This is a genomic window from Rhizobium aethiopicum (genome assembly GCF_900094625.1).
GTDB lineage: Bacteria > Pseudomonadota > Alphaproteobacteria > Rhizobiales > Rhizobiaceae > Rhizobium > Rhizobium aethiopicum.
Genome location: NZ_FMAJ01000009.1, coordinates 70,194 through 89,479, shown reverse-complemented (window position 1 = coordinate 89,479; position 19,286 = coordinate 70,194). Strand labels below are relative to the sequence as shown.

The window sequence follows — 19,286 nt, the reverse complement described above, 5'->3', positions numbered from 1 at the left end:
CTTCAGCGAGGATGTCGTGAAGCGGCTCAAAGTCCCCGAGGGCTTTGAGGTGAGCGTCTTTGCCCACAACCTCGGCAACGCTCGCATGATGGCGGTCGCCGACGACGGTACCGTTTACGTCACGCGACCGGAGGAGAAGGACCTCATCGCCCTGAACGAGGGCGCTTCGGAGCCGCGGGTGATTGCCTCCGGCCTCGAGGGTATACACGGCATCGCGATCCGGAATGACCGCATCTTTCTCGCCACGGTTCATGCCGTGATGGCGGCCGATCTAAATGAGGACGCGACGATCGGCATGCTGGAGACGATCGTGGACGACCTTCCCGACGGCGGTCAGCACGGACGCCGGACGCTCGCCTTCGCACCCGACGGCGCCTTGCACATCAACGTCGGCAGCTCCTGCGACGCATGCTTTGAAAGCAGCGACGAAAAGGCGGCCAATCTTCGGCTCGACCTCAAAGACAAGAAGCGAACAGTATTCGCGAAGGGGCTGCGCAATATGCTCGGCTTTGATTGGCATCCGGAGACGCGTGTGATGTGGGGCGTTGATCATGGGGTTGATCATCTGGGCGACGAACTGCCGGGCGAGGAACTGAACAGGATCGAGCAAGGCAAGCACTACGGCTGGCCGTTCTGCTACGGGGACAGACAGCCGGACTGGGCAAGTTTCACGATGCCAGAGGACGCGCCAAAAGATGAATTCTGCCGCACCAAGACCGTCGGCCCGGCGCTGACGTTTGATGCCCATGCTTCCGTGATCAACATCCGCTTCTACAATGCGGAGCAGTTTCCGGAGGAGTATCGCCACGACGCCTTCGTCACGTTGCGCGGTTCGGCAAACCGGTCCGATCCCGTCGGATACAAGGTCGTACGGGTCATGTTCGACAAAGGCGAACCAACGGGCACGGAAGATTTCCTCACCGGATTGTTGAGCGACGATCACAAGTCCGAATACGGGCGGATCTCGGGACTGGCAATAACGCCGGAGGGCTCGCTGCTGGTCTCGGAGGACGCAAACGGCGTGATTTACAAAATCAGCTACAAGGGTGGCGATAAGTGACCGATCAGGGTCGATCGCGAGGCGCGCCATCTGCAAGCTGTACCGAGTTCGGAGAGGGGGTGCCCGGCCGCTTGCAGTCAGCCCGTCCTCCGTGTCAGGCACTTCGCTCCCAGTCAGGCTGGTCGCACAGATTTCAATTCCAAATTTCAGAAAACAAGCATATATTGCATGTGAGGTTGCAGTAACCGCGCCTTGAGGGGTCGAGGACAATGTGCTGGAATACATCATCGGCATTCACGCCGGTCGCGCTCGCTCTGCGCGGTCCGGCAACGCGCAAGATCGTCCGGACGCTCGGCGACGCGGCGCATCTCCTGATCAACGACTGGCCTTCCGATGACGGCGAGGAATACGTCGCTGCGGTAAAAGCCTGTGTCGACGCAATTAGCGGCAAAATTGCCCCCGAACGGTTTCGGGATGCGCTTTTGCGTGCTGCCGATGAAGCGGGTATCGCTGCTCTCACTGTCGTCCCGCAAGGCGTGGGAGAGCGGCGACCGGACCTGCACTCAACCGCGCCGGGATAGCCCGTATTTTAAGCGGCTACCCGTTTATCGGTATGACGTTGCGCCAGATGCGACCATGTCGCGGGCGAGGAAAAAATTCTCCCAAACTGCAGGCAAGTCTCGCCCTCTTGCCCGACATCTTCACGAATGTCGTTGCCGGCGGAGGAACAAATCATTTTGATGTCTATGAACGTCAATAGAGCTCTCCTGCAGGATGGACTCCAAGTACTTGTCGGGTTGCCGCTGAGCATTGTCCGCAATGCGGCGGATATGAAGGTTTTGCATTTCGGAACCATTCGCCCCCCTCGCTCAGGCAGGGGAACGGTCGGGGAATATGCCCTCCACATTCAATGCCCATGGCGGATCGTCTCTGAGAGTGTGGTAATCACGGGGACATCAGATCGTTTCGTCACGCTTCAAGGAGGGGCAGGGTGGAACGACGATGTTCCTCAATCGCAAAACCTGCAGTTCATCCGCATTGCAGCCCTGCTAAAGGGGTTTGACGAGGCTACGAAGTCCTTCATAAACACCACGGAACAACTCGTAGTTATGACGGCTAGCGCGGACACCTACGGCGGAGCTGATCTCGCGCTGTCAGGGGGCTACCGACTACAGATTTTCCCTGATGGCTCGCTCGAAGAAGATTGGCGTTTCATTCAGAACGAGGGACGCCACTTCGTTATCGAAGGCGGTCGAGTGCGGATCGACGAATAGCGAGGCGGTGACACCGGAGCTGCGCGGCGACCAGCGCAAAGCTTGATCTTCCCTTAAACGTTTGCTGCTGAGTACACTGATATCGGAAAGGTCCACGATGGTTGCGGCGAATTTCATCATTTTCAACATCGATGGCGTTGAACCCGAGTTCGGCGCCCCGGAGGCCGCCCGGATCATCTCCGGCGATCCGCAGTTCCGCACCTGGAATCTGGAGGAAGCCGAAGGCGGCCTCTATTCCGGTATCTGGGAGGCGACACCGGGCAAGTGGCGGATCGTCTACGAGGAGTGGGAATATTTCAGTCTGCTGTCCGGTCATTCGATCGTTACGGAGGACGGCGGTGAGCCGGTTCACCTGAAGGCGGGTGACCGGATGATCCTCAGGCCAGGCTTTACCGGAACCTGGGAAGTCGTTGAAACGACTCGCAAGGACTACGTGATCAAGCTCTGAGCAGCGCCTGCAGATCGGAACGATGCCTGTCCCGGTTTGCGGCGATTACGGCCGATTTCTCGTCGAATAACCGCATCTCTTTCGCGGATAGAAGGCAATTTAACTTTCCCATTAATCGGACCTACATCGTCAAATGCTAGACCTCATCTGCAGCGCATTGCGGACATGATGTCTCCTGCCGTCACCATAGACATGGCCTTGCAATTCATCTTTTCGGGATTGGCATGTCGTCGAATCTTGCGGGTAGGCACGTTCGCACCCAGACGTTTTCCATTATTGTGACAACCGTTTGCTTCCTCCTGGTCGCGCTCGTGCTGACCGGCCTTATGGCCCATGTCGTCGCCACGATGACCCGGTCTGCGAACGAGATCGATGATGCCAGGGCCAATCGCGCCGCCCGCGCGTCGATCGCAGCCTTTGTCAGCCGCCTGAGCGCCACGACGACGGACAACGCCGTATGGGATGATGCCTATAAAGCGATTTCATCTGCCGGCGCCGCGGATTGGGCCTATGAGAACTGGGGCAAAACCAGCGAGGATTACCCGCTCTACGACGGCGCGATCGTGATCGGTCCCGACCGCTCCTCCGTTGTCTCCGCCTATGGCAAAGGCAAACCCTTCGAACCGCGTGCTTTTTTTGGCCAGGCTTTCTTCCGGCAGATCAACACAGCCGCCGACTTCGAACAGGCGCCGGTGGTCAACTTCATCAAGAGCGAAAAGGGCATCGCGCTGATCGCGTCACAGGCAATCCAGCCTTATGACGAGGAAGGCGAGCTCCCGAAGCTCAGCGTGCTGAGCTTTTACAAGGAACTCAACGCGGAGGTGCTCGGCACACTTTCGAACGAACACGAACTCGAGGGTTTGCGCCTTGCAGCCGCGCCCGAGCCGGGCCTGCTGAATACCCCGATCACGGACATGAGGGGAGCCGTCCTCGGCCACCTCGTTTGGCCGAGCAAAGCGCCGGGAAGCGCCGTGTTCCAACAGGTCTATCCTTATGTTGCAGCCGCTACCATCATCCTCGTGCTGTTCCTCGCGGGCGTTCTGCTGGTGGGCGCATCCGAGGCGCGGCGTCTTCGCCAACTGGCGCAAGCAGCGATTTACGAAGCGAATCACGACAGCCTGAGCGGCCTTTTGAACAGAAATGGGCTTTTGAGCCTGCTAAACGAACTGGAGAACTCGCGCACTTCGCCAACCAAGCTTTATCTGATCGACCTCGACGGCTTCAAGGCCGTCAACGACGCGTGGGGCCACGCAGTGGGGGACGATCTGATCCGGATGGTCTCGAACGTGTTGATGTCGTGCCATCCTGAAGTCGTGGCCGCGGGCCGGCTGGGAGGCGACGAATTTGCTTTGGTGCATGTTGGGTCAGCCACATGCGAAGAGATGGAGAAGACGATTCTGGCGCTGCTTGCCGAGCCCTTCAAAATTGATGGACGGACGATCGAAGTCGGAGCCAGCATTGGGGCTGCCGCACACGACGGGGATATCGAGGCCCTGGAGCTTCTACGCAGAGCCGACATGGCTCTTTATCGTGCCAAGGCAAATGGCCGCGGGCAGGCGATCGAATACGACCCCCAACTGGATCGCGAGCGCCAGCGGATTGCCGATCTCGAAAGCCTGCTGAAGACCGCAATCGGCACGGGCGCAATCGAAGCGGTTTTCCAGCCGCTCGTTTCTGCTTCGACCGGTGCTGTGACCGGTCTTGAGGCACTGGCGCGCTGGCGAACGGAGGCAGGAAACGTTAGCCCGGAAATCTTCATCCCGCTCGCAGAAAGATGCGGGCTTATCGATGCGCTCGGCGTTCATATGCTGAGAACTTCGGTCAGTCATGCCAAGAACTGGCCAGATCTGGCATTGTCGGTGAATGTGTCACCGGTTCAACTTTGCAATCCGGAATTCGCCGCGGAGGTGATCTCCATTCTGCAGGCGCTCGATTTCGATCCTAAGCGCCTGACGCTGGAGATTACCGAAGGCGTTCTTATGACCAATCCCGATCAAGCCCGGAGGTCGATCGACCAGCTGAAGCGCGTCGGCATAAAATTCGCCCTGGACGACTTCGGTTGCGGCTATGCAAGCATCGGCGCATTGCGGCAGTTCGGCTTCGATCGTATGAAGATCGATCGCTCGCTGGTATCGGCTCTCGACGAAGGCGCGAAAGGGGCTGACGTCCTTCGGGCAACCATATCGCTCGCCACTGCTCTGCAGATTCCGGTGACTGCCGAGGGAATCGAGAACTCCCGCCAGGCAGCCATCCTGCGCGACGCCGGCTGTGATCAGCTGCAAGGCTATTTGATTGGAAAGCCTATGTCAGCTGGAGACATCTCCGGCAAGTTGCGGGAAGACGCGGCTGCCTGACGCAACAGGCATCGTGGCATATGCCGCTCACCACTGCAGATCCAGCCGGTCCAACCCGTGGAAATGATAGACGTCCTTGACCACGGGCGTCTTCGCCAGCCTGAGGCCGGGAAGTCGCTCGAACAGGATCGGCAGCACGACATTGAGCTCCAGCCGTGCCAGCGGTGCCCCGATGCAGAAATGGATGCCGGCGCCGAACGAGAGGTTGGCCGCCTCGTTGCGATCGGGCCGGAAGGTGAGGGGATCAGTGAATTTCGCCGGGTCGAGATTGGCGGCGGCGAGGATGAGGCTGACCTTGTCGCCGCGCTTGAAGGAGACGCCGTCGATTTCAGCAGGCTCGAGCGCCCAGCGCTGGAAGATGTGCACCGGCGCGCAGATGCGCAAGGTCTCCTCGACGGTGCGCTCCGTCGCCGCTTCGTCCCGGAAGAGTTCGGCCGGATCGCAGCCGCTGTTTAGGATGGCGTGTACGGAGTTGCCGATCTGGTGCACGGTCGCTTCATGGCCGGCATTGAGCAGCACGATCGTCGTCGAGATGAGCTCTTCTTCGGTGAGATACTGACCCTTGTGCTCCGTGTGAATCATGTGGGTCAGCAGGTCTTCGCGCGGCTCGGCCCGGCGCTCCGCGATAACCCCCCTGACATAGTCGGAAAATTCCTTCGCCGCCCGTTCTGCCGCTTCCTCCTGCGCGCGCGTGCGGCTGAACATGTACATGCGGACATAGGCGTGCGACCAGGCAAGCAGCTGCGGCCCCATTTCCTCGGGAATGCCGATCATCCGGGCGATCATCGTCACCGGGATGATGTCAGCGAAGGCCGACAGCAGCTCGACCTCGCCCTTTTCCGCGAAGCCGTCGATCAGCCGGTGGGCGAGTTCGGTAAGCTCCGGCTTCATCTTCTCGACATGGCGGGAGACGAAGGCGCGGTTGACGAGCGTGCGCAGCCGCGTGTGCTCCGGCGGTTCGAGCTCGAGCAGGGAATAACGTTCCGAGAGATCGAAATTTTCAAGATGCGCCATCGGTTCGGCAAGGCCGAGCTCCTCACGGCTGGCGATATGCAGGATCTGCCGGCCGAAGCGGCGGTCGCGCAGCAGCCCGTTCACATGGTCGTAGCCGGTGAAGAACCACTGTTTCTGCTCGGTCCAGTAGAAGGTCGGACAATGGGCGTGAAGTGCGGCATAGACGGCATTCGGATTGCCGTAGAAGGCCGGATTGCGGGCGTCCAGCGAGACATGGCGCAGGGCAGGGTCGATCGAGAGGAAGGGCGGTATCGTCATGAACCGAAGGCTTAGCGGATTTGCCGGGCCTCGAAAAGATGGCGGTGAGGAGTGCCGGGCAAAACGATGCGGGCCGGATCGGACACGCCAACGACTTTAAAATCTGTGTTTAAGCTTAAGGATTGATTCTGTTTTCCAGGATTGCGGCTAGCCGGCGCGTGACAGCGCGCCCATGCGCCGCAGTGCCTCGACCTGGTCGTCGACCGTCGGCACGAGCTCGCCGGCGGTGGTGCTCGGGGCGGCCGGCGCTGGTGCCGCCGCTTCCGCTTCGCCGAAGGTGACTGTGCAATTGCGGCCAGCGGCCTTGGCCGCATAGAGCGCCCGGTCGGCGGCCGAGATCAGTTTGTCGATATTGGCTTCGATCGAGGAGGCGAGCGCAATGCCGATGCTGACCGTGACAGGAACGATCGCGTCGCCGGTGCTGACGGGAAGGCGGCAGAATTCGGTGCGGATGGCCTCGGCGATCGCCTCGGCTTCCGTCTGGTACGCAACGGCCGCGAAGGCGGCGAATTCTTCGCCGCCCATGCGGCCGAAAATGTTGTTCGGAATATACTGCCGGGCCATGCGCGCGAAAGCGGTTAGCACGGCGTCGCCCGACTGATGGCCGAAGCGGTCGTTGACGCGCTTGAAATGGTCGAGGTCGAAAAGGATCACCGCGACCTGCCGCTGCTCGCTATGGGCTCTCTCCTGGATGGAGTCGAAATAGCCGAGCAGGCCACGGCGGTTGAGCACGCCGGTCAGGGAATCGGTCAGCGTCATTGCGCGCAGATGTCGTTCGGAGCGCTCCATGACCAGTTTGCAGGTGAGCGCGAAGGCGATGGTGAGCAGGAAGGCGCTTGCCATGGCCGAGACGCCGCCGAGGTTGGTCGCCTCGATATCGTTTGGGAGCGTCACCGCCATCGTTAGCGCCGAGCCGAAACACAGGCAGCCTTGGATGACGAACACGCCCATCAGCTTGATGCGGGTGCGCTCGCGGCGCATGTCGCCGGCGGCGACCGCCATGGCCAGTGCCGTCGCGCCCGTCGCCGAAGCGAGATTGTAGAGCACGACGCGGTTGGAATAATCGGAGTTGACCCAGGGCAGAAAGACCCCGGCCAGCCAGATTGCCGGCGGCAGCAGAGCCCACCACTCGATCTTCTTGCGGTCGAGCGCGAGAAAACCCGCTACCCAGGCGCTCTGGCCGAGCAGCGCGATGGCATTGCCCACCTCGATGGAAAGCAGGCTGGGGATTTCGCCGCGCAGCGAGATCATCGCAAAGCCGATGCCGGTCAGGAGGAAGCCGAGGCCCCAATAGAGGTAGGCTTCGTTCCTGACATTGTGGCGCCAGGCGACGAAAAGCACCAACGCGAGCGTCATGGCCTCCGAACACCAGATGGCGAGACCTGTAGCAATATTGAACACGGCAGCAACCCCTTGCCCGTCGACCTTGTCTGTTGGCCCGCATCCTTGCTGAGGAAGCTCGCCAGTTCCTTAATGTCGTTGCGCTGCGGCATGATTTTCGGCCGGTATCTGGCGGTAGGCTTTCCGTCGGGTAAACGTGCGTAAGCGCTGCCGAATGGAGTAACCTTTCCTTCATCCTGTCGTGGAGAAAAGCCGGGGGAGGCGACATAGAGGGCTCGCGGTCGACTGGCGTTTGCGAGAAAGAGGCTGCGGCGTCGAAGCCTCGCCGCCTTGCCCGCCTTCTTAACGTTATCCCAATGCGTGTCTTGAAGAGGAGGGCAGGGACACTCTATGTAGGGATAAGACATTTTCTTTGATTCCCGGCCTGCCGGCATGACGTTGACAAAGGACGCACATGAGAAACCCAGTTGATACCGCAATGGCCCTCGTGCCGATGGTCGTGGAACAGACCAACCGCGGTGAACGCTCCTATGACATCTATTCCCGTCTGTTGAAGGAACGCATCATCTTCCTGACCGGCGCCGTCGAGGATCACATGGCGACGCTGGTCTGCGCTCAGCTTCTCTTCCTCGAGGCGGAAAACCCCAAGAAGGAAATCGCCCTCTACATCAACTCTCCCGGTGGCGTCGTCACCGCCGGCATGGCGATCTACGACACGATGCAGTTCATCAAACCCGCGGTTTCGACGCTCTGCATCGGCCAGGCCGCGTCCATGGGTTCGCTGCTGCTGGCGGCCGGCCACCAGGACATGCGCTTCGCCACGCCGAATTCCCGCATCATGGTGCACCAGCCGTCGGGCGGCTTCCAAGGCCAGGCCTCGGACATCGAGCGCCATGCCCGCGATATCCTGAAAATGAAGCGCCGGCTGAACGAGGTTTACGTCAAGCACACCGGCCGCAGCTACGAGGAAGTTGAAAAGACGCTCGATCGTGACCATTTCATGGATGCGGACGAGGCCCAGGGCTGGGGCGTGATCGACAAGGTCCTGACATCGCGCCTCGAGATGGAAGGCGAGCAGGCCTAGTAATTAATTGGGATAGTGTTTTCCTCGCCACAGTTCTATCTCATTTGTGATCGAACAAGGCTTTCAACTGGCGACGAAGACGCTAATAGTAACTATTAATGCTATGTTGAATTTTTGTGACATAGCATTTGGCATTCGAAGGGGAATTCGTTGCCGCCGGAACCCGCACATGGTTGATTGGGACCGGTTCGTAGCCCCTGAAGCCCTTCTCGGCAAAGGCTCCGGAAACGGAGTGCCGCCAGGAGCTGATAGAGTGGACCGCGATTTCGCCTTGAAATGCGGCGTGCTGGAAGGAAAGTGATATGAGCAAGGTCAGCGGCAGCAACGGCGGCGACTCCAAGAACACCCTCTATTGTTCGTTCTGCGGAAAGAGCCAGCACGAAGTCCGGAAACTGATTGCCGGACCGACCGTCTTCATCTGCGATGAATGCGTCGAATTGTGCATGGACATCATCCGCGAGGAGAACAAGTCCTCGATGGTCAAGTCCCGCGACGGCGTTCCGACGCCCCAGGACATCATCAAGGTCCTCGACGAATACGTCATCGGCCAGCGGCAGGCGAAGAAGATTCTGTCGGTCGCCGTTCACAACCATTACAAGCGCCTGGCGCACGCCTCCAAGAACGGCGAAGTCGAACTGGCGAAGTCGAACATCATGCTCGTTGGCCCGACCGGCTGCGGCAAGACCTATCTGGCCCAGACGCTCGCCCGCATCATCGACGTTCCCTTCACCATGGCGGATGCGACGACGCTGACGGAAGCCGGCTATGTCGGCGAAGACGTTGAAAACATCATCCTGAAGCTCCTGCAGGCCGCCGACTACAACGTCGAGCGCGCGCAGCGCGGCATCGTCTACATCGACGAAGTCGACAAGATCTCGCGCAAGTCCGACAATCCGTCGATCACCCGCGACGTCTCGGGCGAGGGCGTGCAGCAGGCGCTCTTGAAGATCATGGAAGGCACGGTCGCTTCCGTTCCGCCGCAGGGCGGCCGCAAGCATCCGCAGCAGGAATTCCTGCAGGTCGACACGACGAACATCCTGTTCATCTGTGGCGGCGCTTTCGCCGGCCTCGACAAGATCATCTCCGCCCGCGGCGAGAAGACCTCGATCGGCTTCGGCGCGACCGTCAAGGCCCAGGACGACCGCCGCGTCGGCGAAGTCCTGCGCGAGCTGGAACCGGAAGATCTGGTCAAATTCGGCCTCATCCCCGAATTCATCGGCCGTCTGCCGGTTCTGGCGACGCTCGAGGATCTTGACGAGGATGCGCTGATCCAGATCCTGTCCGAGCCCAAGAACGCGCTGATCAAGCAGTATCAGCGCCTGTTCGAGATGGAAGATGTGGAACTGACCTTCCACGAGGATGCGCTGCGCGAAATCGCCCGCAAGGCGATCGTGCGCAAGACCGGCGCCCGCGGCCTCCGCTCGATCATGGAGAAGATCCTGCTCGACACGATGTTCGAACTGCCGACGCTGGAAGGCGTGCGCGAGGTCGTGATTTCGGAGGAAGTGGTGCGCGGTTCAGCCCGTCCGCTCTACATCTATGCCGATCGTCAGGAAGAAAAAGCCAACGCATCCGCGTAATCTCTGGGTTTTCGCACCATTATTTTAAGGGGCTTGCCTTCAGCGGGCCCCTTTCTATTTGAAAAACCGTACGAGGCGCTGTTAGTATTTTGCGGGTGGAAACCGGAATTGCCTTTGCCGATGTTGCGCAAGGGGCGGTGCTTGGTAAAGATGCAGCGATTCCGTAAGCCTATTGCTGGCGTTGTATTTTAGCCGGGTCGGGAGTGGTAAGCGCCGGTCCAGCCACGCGCTTCATAGTGTTGGCGTTCCGTTGTAACAATCCTGTCACATCCGGGGAACGCGGGCGTTAGCGTGGCTTGAAAAGCGTAGTCAGAACCTCCACTTGTAGGCCAAGTGAGAGTGCCGGCCGGTCCCAAGCGGCCGTGCAGAGAGCCCGGCAACGGGACGATGGAAAGGACAAAAAATGACGAAGAAAACGTCTGTAGCGAGCAGCACTGCCTACCCCGTTCTGCCCCTGCGCGACATCGTGGTTTTCCCGCATATGATCGTGCCGCTGTTTGTCGGCCGGGAAAAGTCGATCCGTGCGCTCGAAGAGGTCATGGGCTCGGACAAGCAGATCATGCTGGTGACGCAGATCAACGCCAGCGACGATGATCCGGACCCTTCGGCGATCCACAATGTCGGCACGGTTGCAAACGTGCTGCAGCTGCTCAAGCTGCCCGACGGCACCGTCAAGGTCCTGGTCGAAGGCCGTGCCCGCGCCGAGATCGATACCTATACGAGCCGTGAGGACTTCTACGAGGCGCTTGGCCATGTGCTCGAGGAGCCGCATGACGATCCGGTTGAACTGGAAGCCTTGTCGCGCTCGGTCGTCTCCGAATTCGAAAGCTATGTGAAGCTCAACAAGAAGATTTCGCCCGAAGTGGTCGGCGCCGCCAGCCAGATCGACGACTATTCCAAGCTCGCCGATACGGTCGCCTCGCATCTGTCGATCAAGATCACCGAGAAGCAGGAGATGCTGGAGACGACGAGCGTCAAACAGCGCCTCGAAAAGGCGCTCGGCTTCATGGAAGGCGAGATTTCGGTGCTGCAGGTCGAAAAGCGCATCCGCTCGCGCGTCAAGCGCCAGATGGAGAAGACCCAGCGCGAATATTACCTCAATGAGCAGATGAAGGCGATCCAGAAGGAACTCGGCGACGGCGAGGAAGGCCGCGACGAGATGAGCGAACTGGAAGAGCGCATCGCCAAGACCAAGCTGTCCAAGGAAGCCCGTGAAAAGGCCGATGCGGAGCTGAAGAAGCTGCGCCAGATGAGCCCGATGTCGGCCGAAGCCACCGTCGTGCGCAACTATCTGGATTGGCTGCTCGGCATTCCCTGGGGCAAGAAGTCGAAGATTAAGGCTGATCTCAACAATGCCGAAAAGATCCTCGAAGCCGATCACTTCGGTCTCGACAAGGTCAAGGAGCGCATCGTCGAATATCTCGCCGTCCAGGCCCGCGCCACCAAGATCAAGGGCCCGATCCTCTGCCTCGTCGGCCCTCCGGGCGTCGGCAAGACCTCGCTCGCCCAGTCGATCGCGAAGGCGACGGGCCGTGAGTATGTCCGCATGGCGCTCGGCGGCGTTCGCGACGAAGCCGAAATCCGCGGTCACCGCCGCACCTATATCGGCTCGATGCCCGGCAAGGTCATCCAGTCGATGAAGAAGGCGAAGAAGTCCAACCCGCTCTTCCTGCTCGACGAGATCGACAAGATGGGCATGGATTTCCGCGGCGATCCGTCCTCGGCCCTGCTCGAAGTGCTCGATCCGGCGCAGAACTCGACCTTCATGGACCATTACCTGGAAGTCGAATACGACCTGTCGGACGTGATGTTCATCACGACGGCGAATACGCTGAACATTCCTGCACCGCTGATGGACCGCATGGAAATCATCCGTATCGCCGGCTACACCGAGGACGAGAAGCGCGAGATCGCCAAGCGGCACCTGCTGCCGAAGGCCATCAAGGAACATGCGTTGCAGCCGGAAGAATTCTCGGTCAGCGACGACGCCCTGATGGCGATCAGCCAGCAGTACACCCGTGAAGCCGGTGTCCGCAGCTTCGAACGCGAATTGATGAAGCTCGCCCGCAAGGCGGTCACCGAGATCATCAAGGGCAAGACGAAGTCCGTTCACGTGACGGCCGCAAACATCGCCGACTATCTCGGCGTCCCGCGCTTCCGCCATGGCGAAGCCGAGGGCGAGGATCAGGTCGGCGTCGTGACCGGTCTTGCCTGGACGGAAGTCGGCGGCGAGCTGCTGACCATCGAAGGTGTGATGATGCCAGGCAAGGGCCGCATGACGGTCACTGGCAATCTGAAGGACGTCATGAAGGAATCGATCTCGGCAGCGGCCTCCTATGTCCGCTCGCGCGCTGTCGATTTCGGCATCGAACCACCGATGTTCGAAAAGAACGACATCCACGTGCACGTGCCGGAAGGTGCGACGCCGAAGGATGGCCCCTCGGCCGGTGTTGCCATGGCGACCGCCATCGTCTCGATCATGACCGGCATCCCGGTGAATAAGCATGTGGCCATGACCGGTGAAATCACCCTTCGCGGCCGTGTGCTGCCGATCGGCGGTCTCAAGGAAAAGCTGCTCGCAGCGCTTCGCGGCGGCATCAAGAAGGTGCTGATTCCGGAGGAGAACGCCAAGGACCTGGCGGAGATTCCGGACAACGTGAAGAACAGCATGGAGATCATTCCGGTGTCCCGGATGGGCGAGGTGATCAAACACGCGCTGATCCGCCGGCCGGAGCCGATCGAGTGGGATGGCACGGTGGAAACGCCTGTGATCACATCGGTCGAAGGTCTTGATGACTCGGGTGCGGCCATAGCGCATTGAGTGGCATTTGCCACATTTATGCCCAATTGGCGCAAAAGACGCGAAAAGGCTGGCGGAAACGCCAGCCTTTTTTGTGAAAACGTCATGGAGACGCTTGCTTTTCCTTGATTTGCAGGGCTTTTGGGTTCCCGGCGGGCCTGATGAAACCTATTCTGCGCCTAGCTTAGATTTGAGTCGTTTCATACCATTTTGAAAGGGGTGGAAACATGAACAAGAATGAACTCGTGTCCGCGGTCGCCGAAAAGGCAGGACTGACGAAGTCTGACGCGGCTTCCGCTGTTGACGCGGTTTTCGACGTTGTCCAGGCCGAACTCAAGAACAAGGGCGACATCCGCCTCGCTGGTTTCGGCAGCTTCACCGTTTCTCATCGTGCCGCAACGAAGGGTCGTAACCCGTCGACCGGTGCCGAAGTCGATATCCCGGCTCGCAACGTGCCGAAGTTCACGCCCGGCAAGGGCCTGAAGGACGCCGTCAACGGCTGATTAGAGATTATCCGCCAGTCGTAAACGAGAACGGCTGAGCAGGATTTCGAGGGGTTCGGCACTGCCGGACCCCTTTTGTTTTGCCGCTTGCCGCAGGCAGCGCTTTGTTTTACGAACGATGCTGTTCTCAGGGCGGGGTGAAAGTCCCCACCGGCGGTAAAGGGCTGCGGCCCAAGCCCGCGAGCGCCTTCCGAAGCCTTGGCCGGGGAGGGGTCAGCAGATCCGGTGCGATTCCGGAGCCGACGGTGAAAGTCCGGATGAAAGAGAATGAGCATGGCTGCGTGCGGGCAGGGGACTGCCTGCCTCCGCATACTGTCGCTCATGCGTCCTGATTTGTGTTGGTCCCTGTTTTGGATGGAAGACATGAATCAGAATTCCCTCACAGTCTCGCAATCGCGCGCCATTGCCGGCGCTGCCTTCATGGTGCTCGGAGGCATGGCCTTCTCGCTCCTCAACGTCGTCACCCAATGGCTGACCATGAAGCTCGCGTTTCCGCCAGCCTCCGCAGCCTTCTGGCAATATGCCTTCGCCTTCCTTTTCTCCTTGCCCTTCCTGCGCAAGGCCGGTCTTTCAGCTATGCGGACGGCCTATCCTTGGCGGCATGTCGTGCGCGTCTTCCTTGCCGCGCTCGGCGTCGAGGCCTGGGTTTTGGGTCTTGCCTCGGTTCCGATCTGGCAGGCGATCGCGCTCGTCATGACCTCGCCCTTCTTCATCATCCTCGGCGCCCGCCTGTTCCTCGGCGAACGCGTCGGCCCGGCTCGCTGGGCGGCAACCGGTGTCGGCTTTGCCGGCGCGATGATCATCCTGCAGCCTTGGTCTGATGGTTTCACCTGGGCTGCACTGCTGCCTGTCCTTTCGGCGCTGCTCTGGGGCGCCTCGTCGCTCATCACCAAGAGCCTGACCGGCATCGAGAGGCCGGAGACCATCACTGTCTGGCTGTTGGTGCTGCTGACGCCGATCAACGGCGGCCTGGCGCTTGCCGCGGACTTCGCGGTGCCGACGGGCATGACACTCGCGCTCTTCCTTCTGGCAGGCCTCCTGACGGTGGTGGCGCAATATTTCCTGACCCTTGCTTATGCCAGCGCCGACGCCGCCTATGTCCAGCCCTTCGACGATCTGAAGCTGCCGCTCAACGTCTTCGCCGGCTGGCTGTTCTTCGGCTACGCGCCCTCCGGCTATCTGTGGTTAGGCGCTGCACTCATTCTTTCCGCATCGCTCTTCATCATGAGGAATGAGATGCGGCGGGAAAGGCAGGCAGCCTGACACAGACCCTCTGAAATCTTGCCGGCTGTCATGTCTCTGTCATGGCAGTCCCGCAAAACCCCTCTGTTCGATCTTTCGACATTGGGGGTTTCCATGACAATTTCATCCCGCAAGGCAGCGCTTGCTGCCGTGCTTCTCGCATCTGTTGCCTTTCCCGCTGCGGCCGAGCCGGTCTTCAACCGCATCGCCTCCTTCCCGGTCGCCCAGAACCTGCCTGGTGACAAGGACAAGCTGTCGGTGACATCGGCAGAAATCATCACCGCGACCGACGACGGCAACACCCTGATCTATAGCGACAGCCCGCTCGGTGCGATCGGCTTCATCGACATCACCGACGCCAAGGCCCCGAGAGCCGCCGGCGCGCTGATGATGGATGGCGAGCCGACATCGGTCACCTCGAGCGCCGGCAAGGCGCTGGTTGCCGTCAACACCTCCGAAAGCAAGACAAAGCCCTCAGGCCGCCTCGCAGTCGTCGACGTGGCGACGAAGAAGATCGAGAGTACCTGCGATCTCGGCGGCCAGCCGGATTCGATCGCCCTCAACAAGGACAAGACGCTTGGTGCCATCGCGATCGAAAACGAGCGCGACGAAGACCTCAATGACGGCAAGATCCCGCAGATGCCGGCCGGCGACCTCGTCGTCTTCCAGGTCAAGAACGGCACAGTCGATTGCGGCACCATCAAGCACGTGGCGCTGACCGGGCTTGCCGGTGTCGCCCCTGAAGATCCGGAGCCGGAATTCGTCGCTTTCAACGGCCTGAACGAAATTGGCCTGACGCTGCAGGAAAATAACGAGATCGTCATCATCGACGCCAACACGGCTCAGGTGAAGACCCACTTTACCGCCGGCAGCGCCGATCTCTCCGGCATTGACACGAAGCGCGACGGCGCCCTGAAATTCTCAAGCGAATCGAACGGTGTGCTGCGCGAGCCTGATGCCGTGAAGTGGCTGGACGACAACCGCCTCGTCGTTGCCAATGAAGGCGATTACCAGGGCGGCTCGCGCGGCTTCACCATCTTCGACAAGACGGGCAAGGTCCTCTACGAATCGGGCGCATCCTTCGAACGCGCCGTCGCCCGTATCGGCCACTATCCGGAAAGCCGTTCGGGATCGAAGGGTGTCGAGCCGGAAGGTCTCGAAGCCGCCAAATTCGGCGACGATAATTATTTCTTCCTGCTCGCCGAGCGCGCTTCGGTCGTCGGCGTCTATAAGGATACCGGCGCCGATCCCGAACTCGTTCAGCTGCTGCCGTCAGGTATTTCGCCGGAAGGCGCGATCGCGATTCCCCAGCGCAACCTCTTCGCCACCGCAAATGAACTCGATCTCGGAAAGGATGGCGGCGCGCGCTCGCATGTGATGATCTACGAGCGTTCGGAAGGCGAAAGAGCCTATCCGCAGATCGTCTCCGCCGAGAAGGATGGCAATCCGATCGGTTTCGCAGCGCTTTCGGGTCTCGCCGCCGTTCCCGGCAAACCGGGCATGCTCTACGCCGTCAGTGACAGCGTTCTGGGCTCGCAGCCGACGATCTACACGATCGACGCCAGCAAGAAACCGGCGGTCATTACCGACGCTCTCGTCGTCAAGCGTGACGGCGCTCCGGCCCAGAAGCTCGACATAGAAGGCATCGCGGCTGCCGCTGACGGTTCCTTCTGGCTGGCCTCGGAAGGGTATAGCGAACGCCTCGTCCCGCATGCCCTCTACAACGTCAATGCCAAGGGCGACATCAAGGCCGAAATCGCCCTGCCTAGGGAATTTGCCGCCAACGAAATCCGCTACGGCTTCGAGGGCGTCACCATTGTCGGCACCGGCGACGATGCCACGCTCTGGATGGCCGTCCAGCGCGAGTGGGGTGATGACGAGAAGGGCTTCGTGAAGCTCGTCTCCTACAATCCGAAGAAGAAGGAATGGGGCGCCGTGCGCTATCCGCTCGACAAGACGGAAAGCGGCTGGGTCGGACTGTCCGAGATCTCCGCCCACGGCGACAGCGTCTACATCATCGAGCGCGACAATCTGGTCGGTGACGCCGCAAAGCTGAAGAAGCTGTACAAGGTGGCGATTTCGGAGCTGAAGCCGGCGAAGCTCGGCGGCGAGCTTCCGGTCGTCAAGAAGACAGAAGCGCACGATTTCATCGGCGACCTGAAGTCGGCTACCAACGGCTACGTTCTCGACAAGCTGGAAGGTTTTGCCTTCGACGCATCGGGCAAGCCCTATGCCGTGACCGACAATGACGGTGTGAGCGACTCCTCGGGCGAAATCCTGTTCTTCTCGGTGAACCTGACCGCCACGAACTGAGTTCGCGTTCCATGAAACTTAAAGGCCGGGTTTTGCTCCGGCCTTTTCCTTTGGCCGGTTCGCCCATGAACAGCCGCTGGCCTACGCCATGAGTTTAGGCAATGCAGCCGCCAGTGCGTTGATCGCAAGACGAGTCCTGAGCGGTAGGTGTGGTGTCTGCAGCCACAGCGCATGACAATCATACGGGAATTCTGGCTGGTCCGGCAGCACCACCACCAGCATCCCTGCCTGCACACGGTCCCGGATAAGCCAGGAGGGCAACCAGGCGAGCCCCATGCCTGCCGTTGCCGCATCAGCAATGGCATCGAGATCGTCGAGCCTCAAACGGCTCTTGGGCCTGATTTCAATCGGTGGCTCGTCGCCGCGCGGAAAAAGCCACGGGCGGTACCGGGTGGAGCGCGCATATACGATTGCATCGTGCCTGCCGAGATCCTCGAGCTGCTCGGGCCTGCCGTGGGTATCGAGATATGCCGGCGATGCGCAGACCACCATGCGCTGGCGCGCGACACGGCGCGCAATGACGCCCGACCTGTCCTCCAACTCGCCGGTGCGGATCGCGAGATCGTAGCCGCCCTCCGCGAGGTCGATGACAGGGTCGCTGAGCGATAGATCAAGTTCGAGGTTCGGATGCCGCTGGGCGAGTTCGATTAGGATCGGGACCACGCAGCGCCGTCCGAAATGAACGGGCATGGTGACGCGCAGCCTTCCACAGGGTTCGGTAAGATGATCGACTGCAAGCGCATCCGCAGCCTCGGTCTCCGCAAGGATCATCCGGCAGCGCTCGTAATAGGCGCGTCCGAAATCCGTCAGGCTCTGGCGACGCGTCGTCCGGTTGAGGAGGCTCACACCCAGGCGCTCCTCGAGAAAGCGGATGTGCTTGCCGACCATCGGTCCGGAAAGGCCAAGCGCCGCGGCCGTCGCTGCGAATGAGCCCAGATCGACGGCCTTCACGAAGACGGCCATGCTGGTGAGACGATCCATATTGCAAACTCTTGGTTTCTTCTGTCTTGCCTTCTGGCCAATTTATCTTCTGGAGGCGGCTTGGCATAGATCATTCGGTTCAATCATTTTGGAGTTGATATCGAATGGCACGCGTAATCCGCTTTCATGAGCTTGGCGGTCCCGAGGTTCTCCGCGTCGAGGATGTAGTGATTCCCGCGCCCCAGCCGGGGTTGGTTCAGATCCGCGTCAAGGCGCTGGGCATCAATCGCGCTGAAGCTTTGTTGCGGTCAGGCGCCTATATCGAAACTGCGCCGCTGCCCTCCGGCCTCGGCCTCGAAGCGGCCGGTATCATCGAGGCGGTGGGCGAGGGGGTGGATGGTTTTGTGCCCGGCGACCGTGTCAGTATCATCCCGCCCATCTCCATGGTCCAGTGGCCGGCTTATGCGGAACTCATATCCTTTCCCGCCGAATTCGTCGTCAGGCATCCGCCGACGCTGTCCTGGGAAGCCGCCGCTGCCGTCTGGATGCCATACTTGACGGCCTACGGCGCACTCATCGACATTGCGAGGTTGAGCAAAGGTGACTTCGTCGCCGTGACCGCGGCGTCGAGCAGCGTGGGGCTTGCTGCGATCCAGATTGCCAACAAGGTCGGTGCGACGCCGATTGCGATTACCAGGACCTCCGTCAAGCGTCAGGCATTGCACCATGCCGGTGCTGCGCATGTCCTCGCTTCACAGGAGGAAGACCTGCAAATGAAGCTGAAGGCCGTCGCCGGCCCCGATGGCGTGCGGGTCGTCTTCGATGCCGTCGCCGGCCCCATCGTGCAGCCGCTGAGCGCGGCAATGTCATCGGGCGGCATTTTCATCGAATATGGCGGATTGAACCCGGAGCCGACGCCGTTTCCGCTCCCTGCGGTGCTCGGCAAGGGCCTGACGCTACGCGGTTATCTCGTCCATGAGATCGTCCGCGATCCGACGCGCCTGCAGGCTGCAAAGACCTTCATCTTCGAAGGGTTCGCGTCCGGCGCGCTGGAGCCTGTCATATCAAGGACATTCCCTTTCGAGCATATCGTCGAGGCGCACCGCTTCCTGGAATCGAACGAGCAGTTCGGCAAGATTGTCGTGACGGTCTGA

15 protein-coding genes and 1 riboswitch are annotated in these 19,286 nt (G+C 60.4%); of the genes, 12 read left to right on the top strand and 3 right to left on the bottom strand.

Annotation, left to right across the window (positions count from 1 at the left end; genetic code table 11):
* Window positions 1–88 precede the first annotated feature (88 nt).
* The 5 genes from GA0061105_RS19740 (at window position 89) to GA0061105_RS19720 (ending at window position 5,076) form a co-directional block, all read left to right on the top strand.
* Window positions 89–1,060: a PQQ-dependent sugar dehydrogenase gene (locus GA0061105_RS19740; RefSeq protein WP_208601670.1), complete on the top strand. Its 972-nt coding sequence runs from the start codon at window positions 89–91 to the stop codon at window positions 1,058–1,060.
* A 209-nt stretch (window positions 1,061–1,269) separates the two neighbouring features.
* Complete coding sequence (locus tag GA0061105_RS19735; RefSeq protein WP_064692569.1) at window positions 1,270–1,581, top strand: DUF982 domain-containing protein; 312 nt, start codon at window positions 1,270–1,272, stop codon at window positions 1,579–1,581.
* A gap of 159 nt (window positions 1,582–1,740) precedes the next feature.
* Window positions 1,741–2,274, top strand: a complete 534-nt coding sequence (locus GA0061105_RS19730) for a hypothetical protein (RefSeq protein ID WP_092752521.1) — start codon at window positions 1,741–1,743, stop codon at window positions 2,272–2,274.
* Window positions 2,275–2,371: 97 nt separating this feature from the next.
* Window positions 2,372–2,722 (top strand): cupin domain-containing protein, encoded by a 351-nt coding sequence (locus tag GA0061105_RS19725; protein ID WP_092752342.1) that lies wholly within the window; start codon window positions 2,372–2,374, stop codon window positions 2,720–2,722.
* 224 nt (window positions 2,723–2,946) lie between these two features.
* Window positions 2,947–5,076 carry a bifunctional diguanylate cyclase/phosphodiesterase gene (locus tag GA0061105_RS19720; RefSeq protein ID WP_092752340.1) on the top strand — a complete coding sequence of 710 codons (2,130 nt, stop codon included), beginning with the start codon at window positions 2,947–2,949 and terminating at the stop codon, window positions 5,074–5,076.
* Between the two features lie 27 nt (window positions 5,077–5,103).
* Here GA0061105_RS19720 and GA0061105_RS19715 read toward each other — a convergent pair whose 3' ends face one another.
* Together GA0061105_RS19715 and GA0061105_RS19710 are read right to left on the bottom strand one after the other, a co-directional pair.
* Window positions 5,104–6,348 (bottom strand): cytochrome P450, encoded by a 1,245-nt coding sequence (locus GA0061105_RS19715; RefSeq protein WP_092752338.1) that lies wholly within the window; start codon window positions 6,346–6,348, stop codon window positions 5,104–5,106.
* A gap of 147 nt (window positions 6,349–6,495) precedes the next feature.
* Complete coding sequence (locus GA0061105_RS19710; protein ID WP_092752337.1) at window positions 6,496–7,749, bottom strand: GGDEF domain-containing protein; 1,254 nt, start codon at window positions 7,747–7,749, stop codon at window positions 6,496–6,498.
* Window positions 7,750–8,143: 394 nt separating this feature from the next.
* Between GA0061105_RS19710 and clpP the strand changes: the two genes are divergently transcribed.
* From clpP to GA0061105_RS19680, 6 genes are all read left to right on the top strand, one after another.
* Window positions 8,144–8,773, top strand: a complete 630-nt coding sequence (gene clpP, locus GA0061105_RS19705) for an ATP-dependent Clp endopeptidase proteolytic subunit ClpP (protein ID WP_064692574.1) — start codon at window positions 8,144–8,146, stop codon at window positions 8,771–8,773.
* 302 nt (window positions 8,774–9,075) lie between these two features.
* On the top strand, window positions 9,076–10,353 hold the full coding sequence (clpX, locus tag GA0061105_RS19700; RefSeq protein ID WP_004680013.1) for an ATP-dependent Clp protease ATP-binding subunit ClpX: 1,278 nt from the start codon (window positions 9,076–9,078) through the stop codon (window positions 10,351–10,353).
* 403 nt (window positions 10,354–10,756) lie between these two features.
* The gene (gene lon / locus GA0061105_RS19695) at window positions 10,757–13,174 is read left to right on the top strand and encodes an endopeptidase La (protein ID WP_064692575.1); all 2,418 of its coding nucleotides are present in this window, start codon (window positions 10,757–10,759) and stop codon (window positions 13,172–13,174) included.
* Window positions 13,175–13,380: 206 nt separating this feature from the next.
* Window positions 13,381–13,656 (top strand): DNA-binding protein HupB, encoded by a 276-nt coding sequence (gene hupB / locus GA0061105_RS19690; RefSeq protein ID WP_003558438.1) that lies wholly within the window; start codon window positions 13,381–13,383, stop codon window positions 13,654–13,656.
* 119 nt (window positions 13,657–13,775) lie between these two features.
* Window positions 13,776–13,929: riboswitch (FMN riboswitch) on the top strand.
* A gap of 81 nt (window positions 13,930–14,010) precedes the next feature.
* On the top strand, window positions 14,011–14,919 hold the full coding sequence (locus tag GA0061105_RS19685) for a DMT family transporter (RefSeq protein ID WP_425348773.1): 909 nt from the start codon (window positions 14,011–14,013) through the stop codon (window positions 14,917–14,919).
* Window positions 14,920–15,012: 93 nt separating this feature from the next.
* A complete protein-coding gene (locus tag GA0061105_RS19680; protein ID WP_092752519.1) occupies window positions 15,013–17,211 on the top strand; it encodes an esterase-like activity of phytase family protein in 2,199 nt (732 codons plus the stop codon).
* A gap of 81 nt (window positions 17,212–17,292) precedes the next feature.
* On the opposite strand, the gene GA0061105_RS19675 is transcribed toward GA0061105_RS19680, so the two are convergent.
* Entirely contained in the window at window positions 17,293–18,192 is a 900-nt protein-coding gene (locus GA0061105_RS19675; RefSeq protein ID WP_092752333.1) for a LysR family transcriptional regulator, read from the bottom strand.
* A 104-nt stretch (window positions 18,193–18,296) separates the two neighbouring features.
* Between GA0061105_RS19675 and GA0061105_RS19670 the strand changes: the two genes are divergently transcribed.
* Window positions 18,297–19,286, top strand: coding sequence for a zinc-dependent alcohol dehydrogenase family protein (locus GA0061105_RS19670; RefSeq protein ID WP_092752331.1), 990 nt, complete (start codon window positions 18,297–18,299; stop codon window positions 19,284–19,286).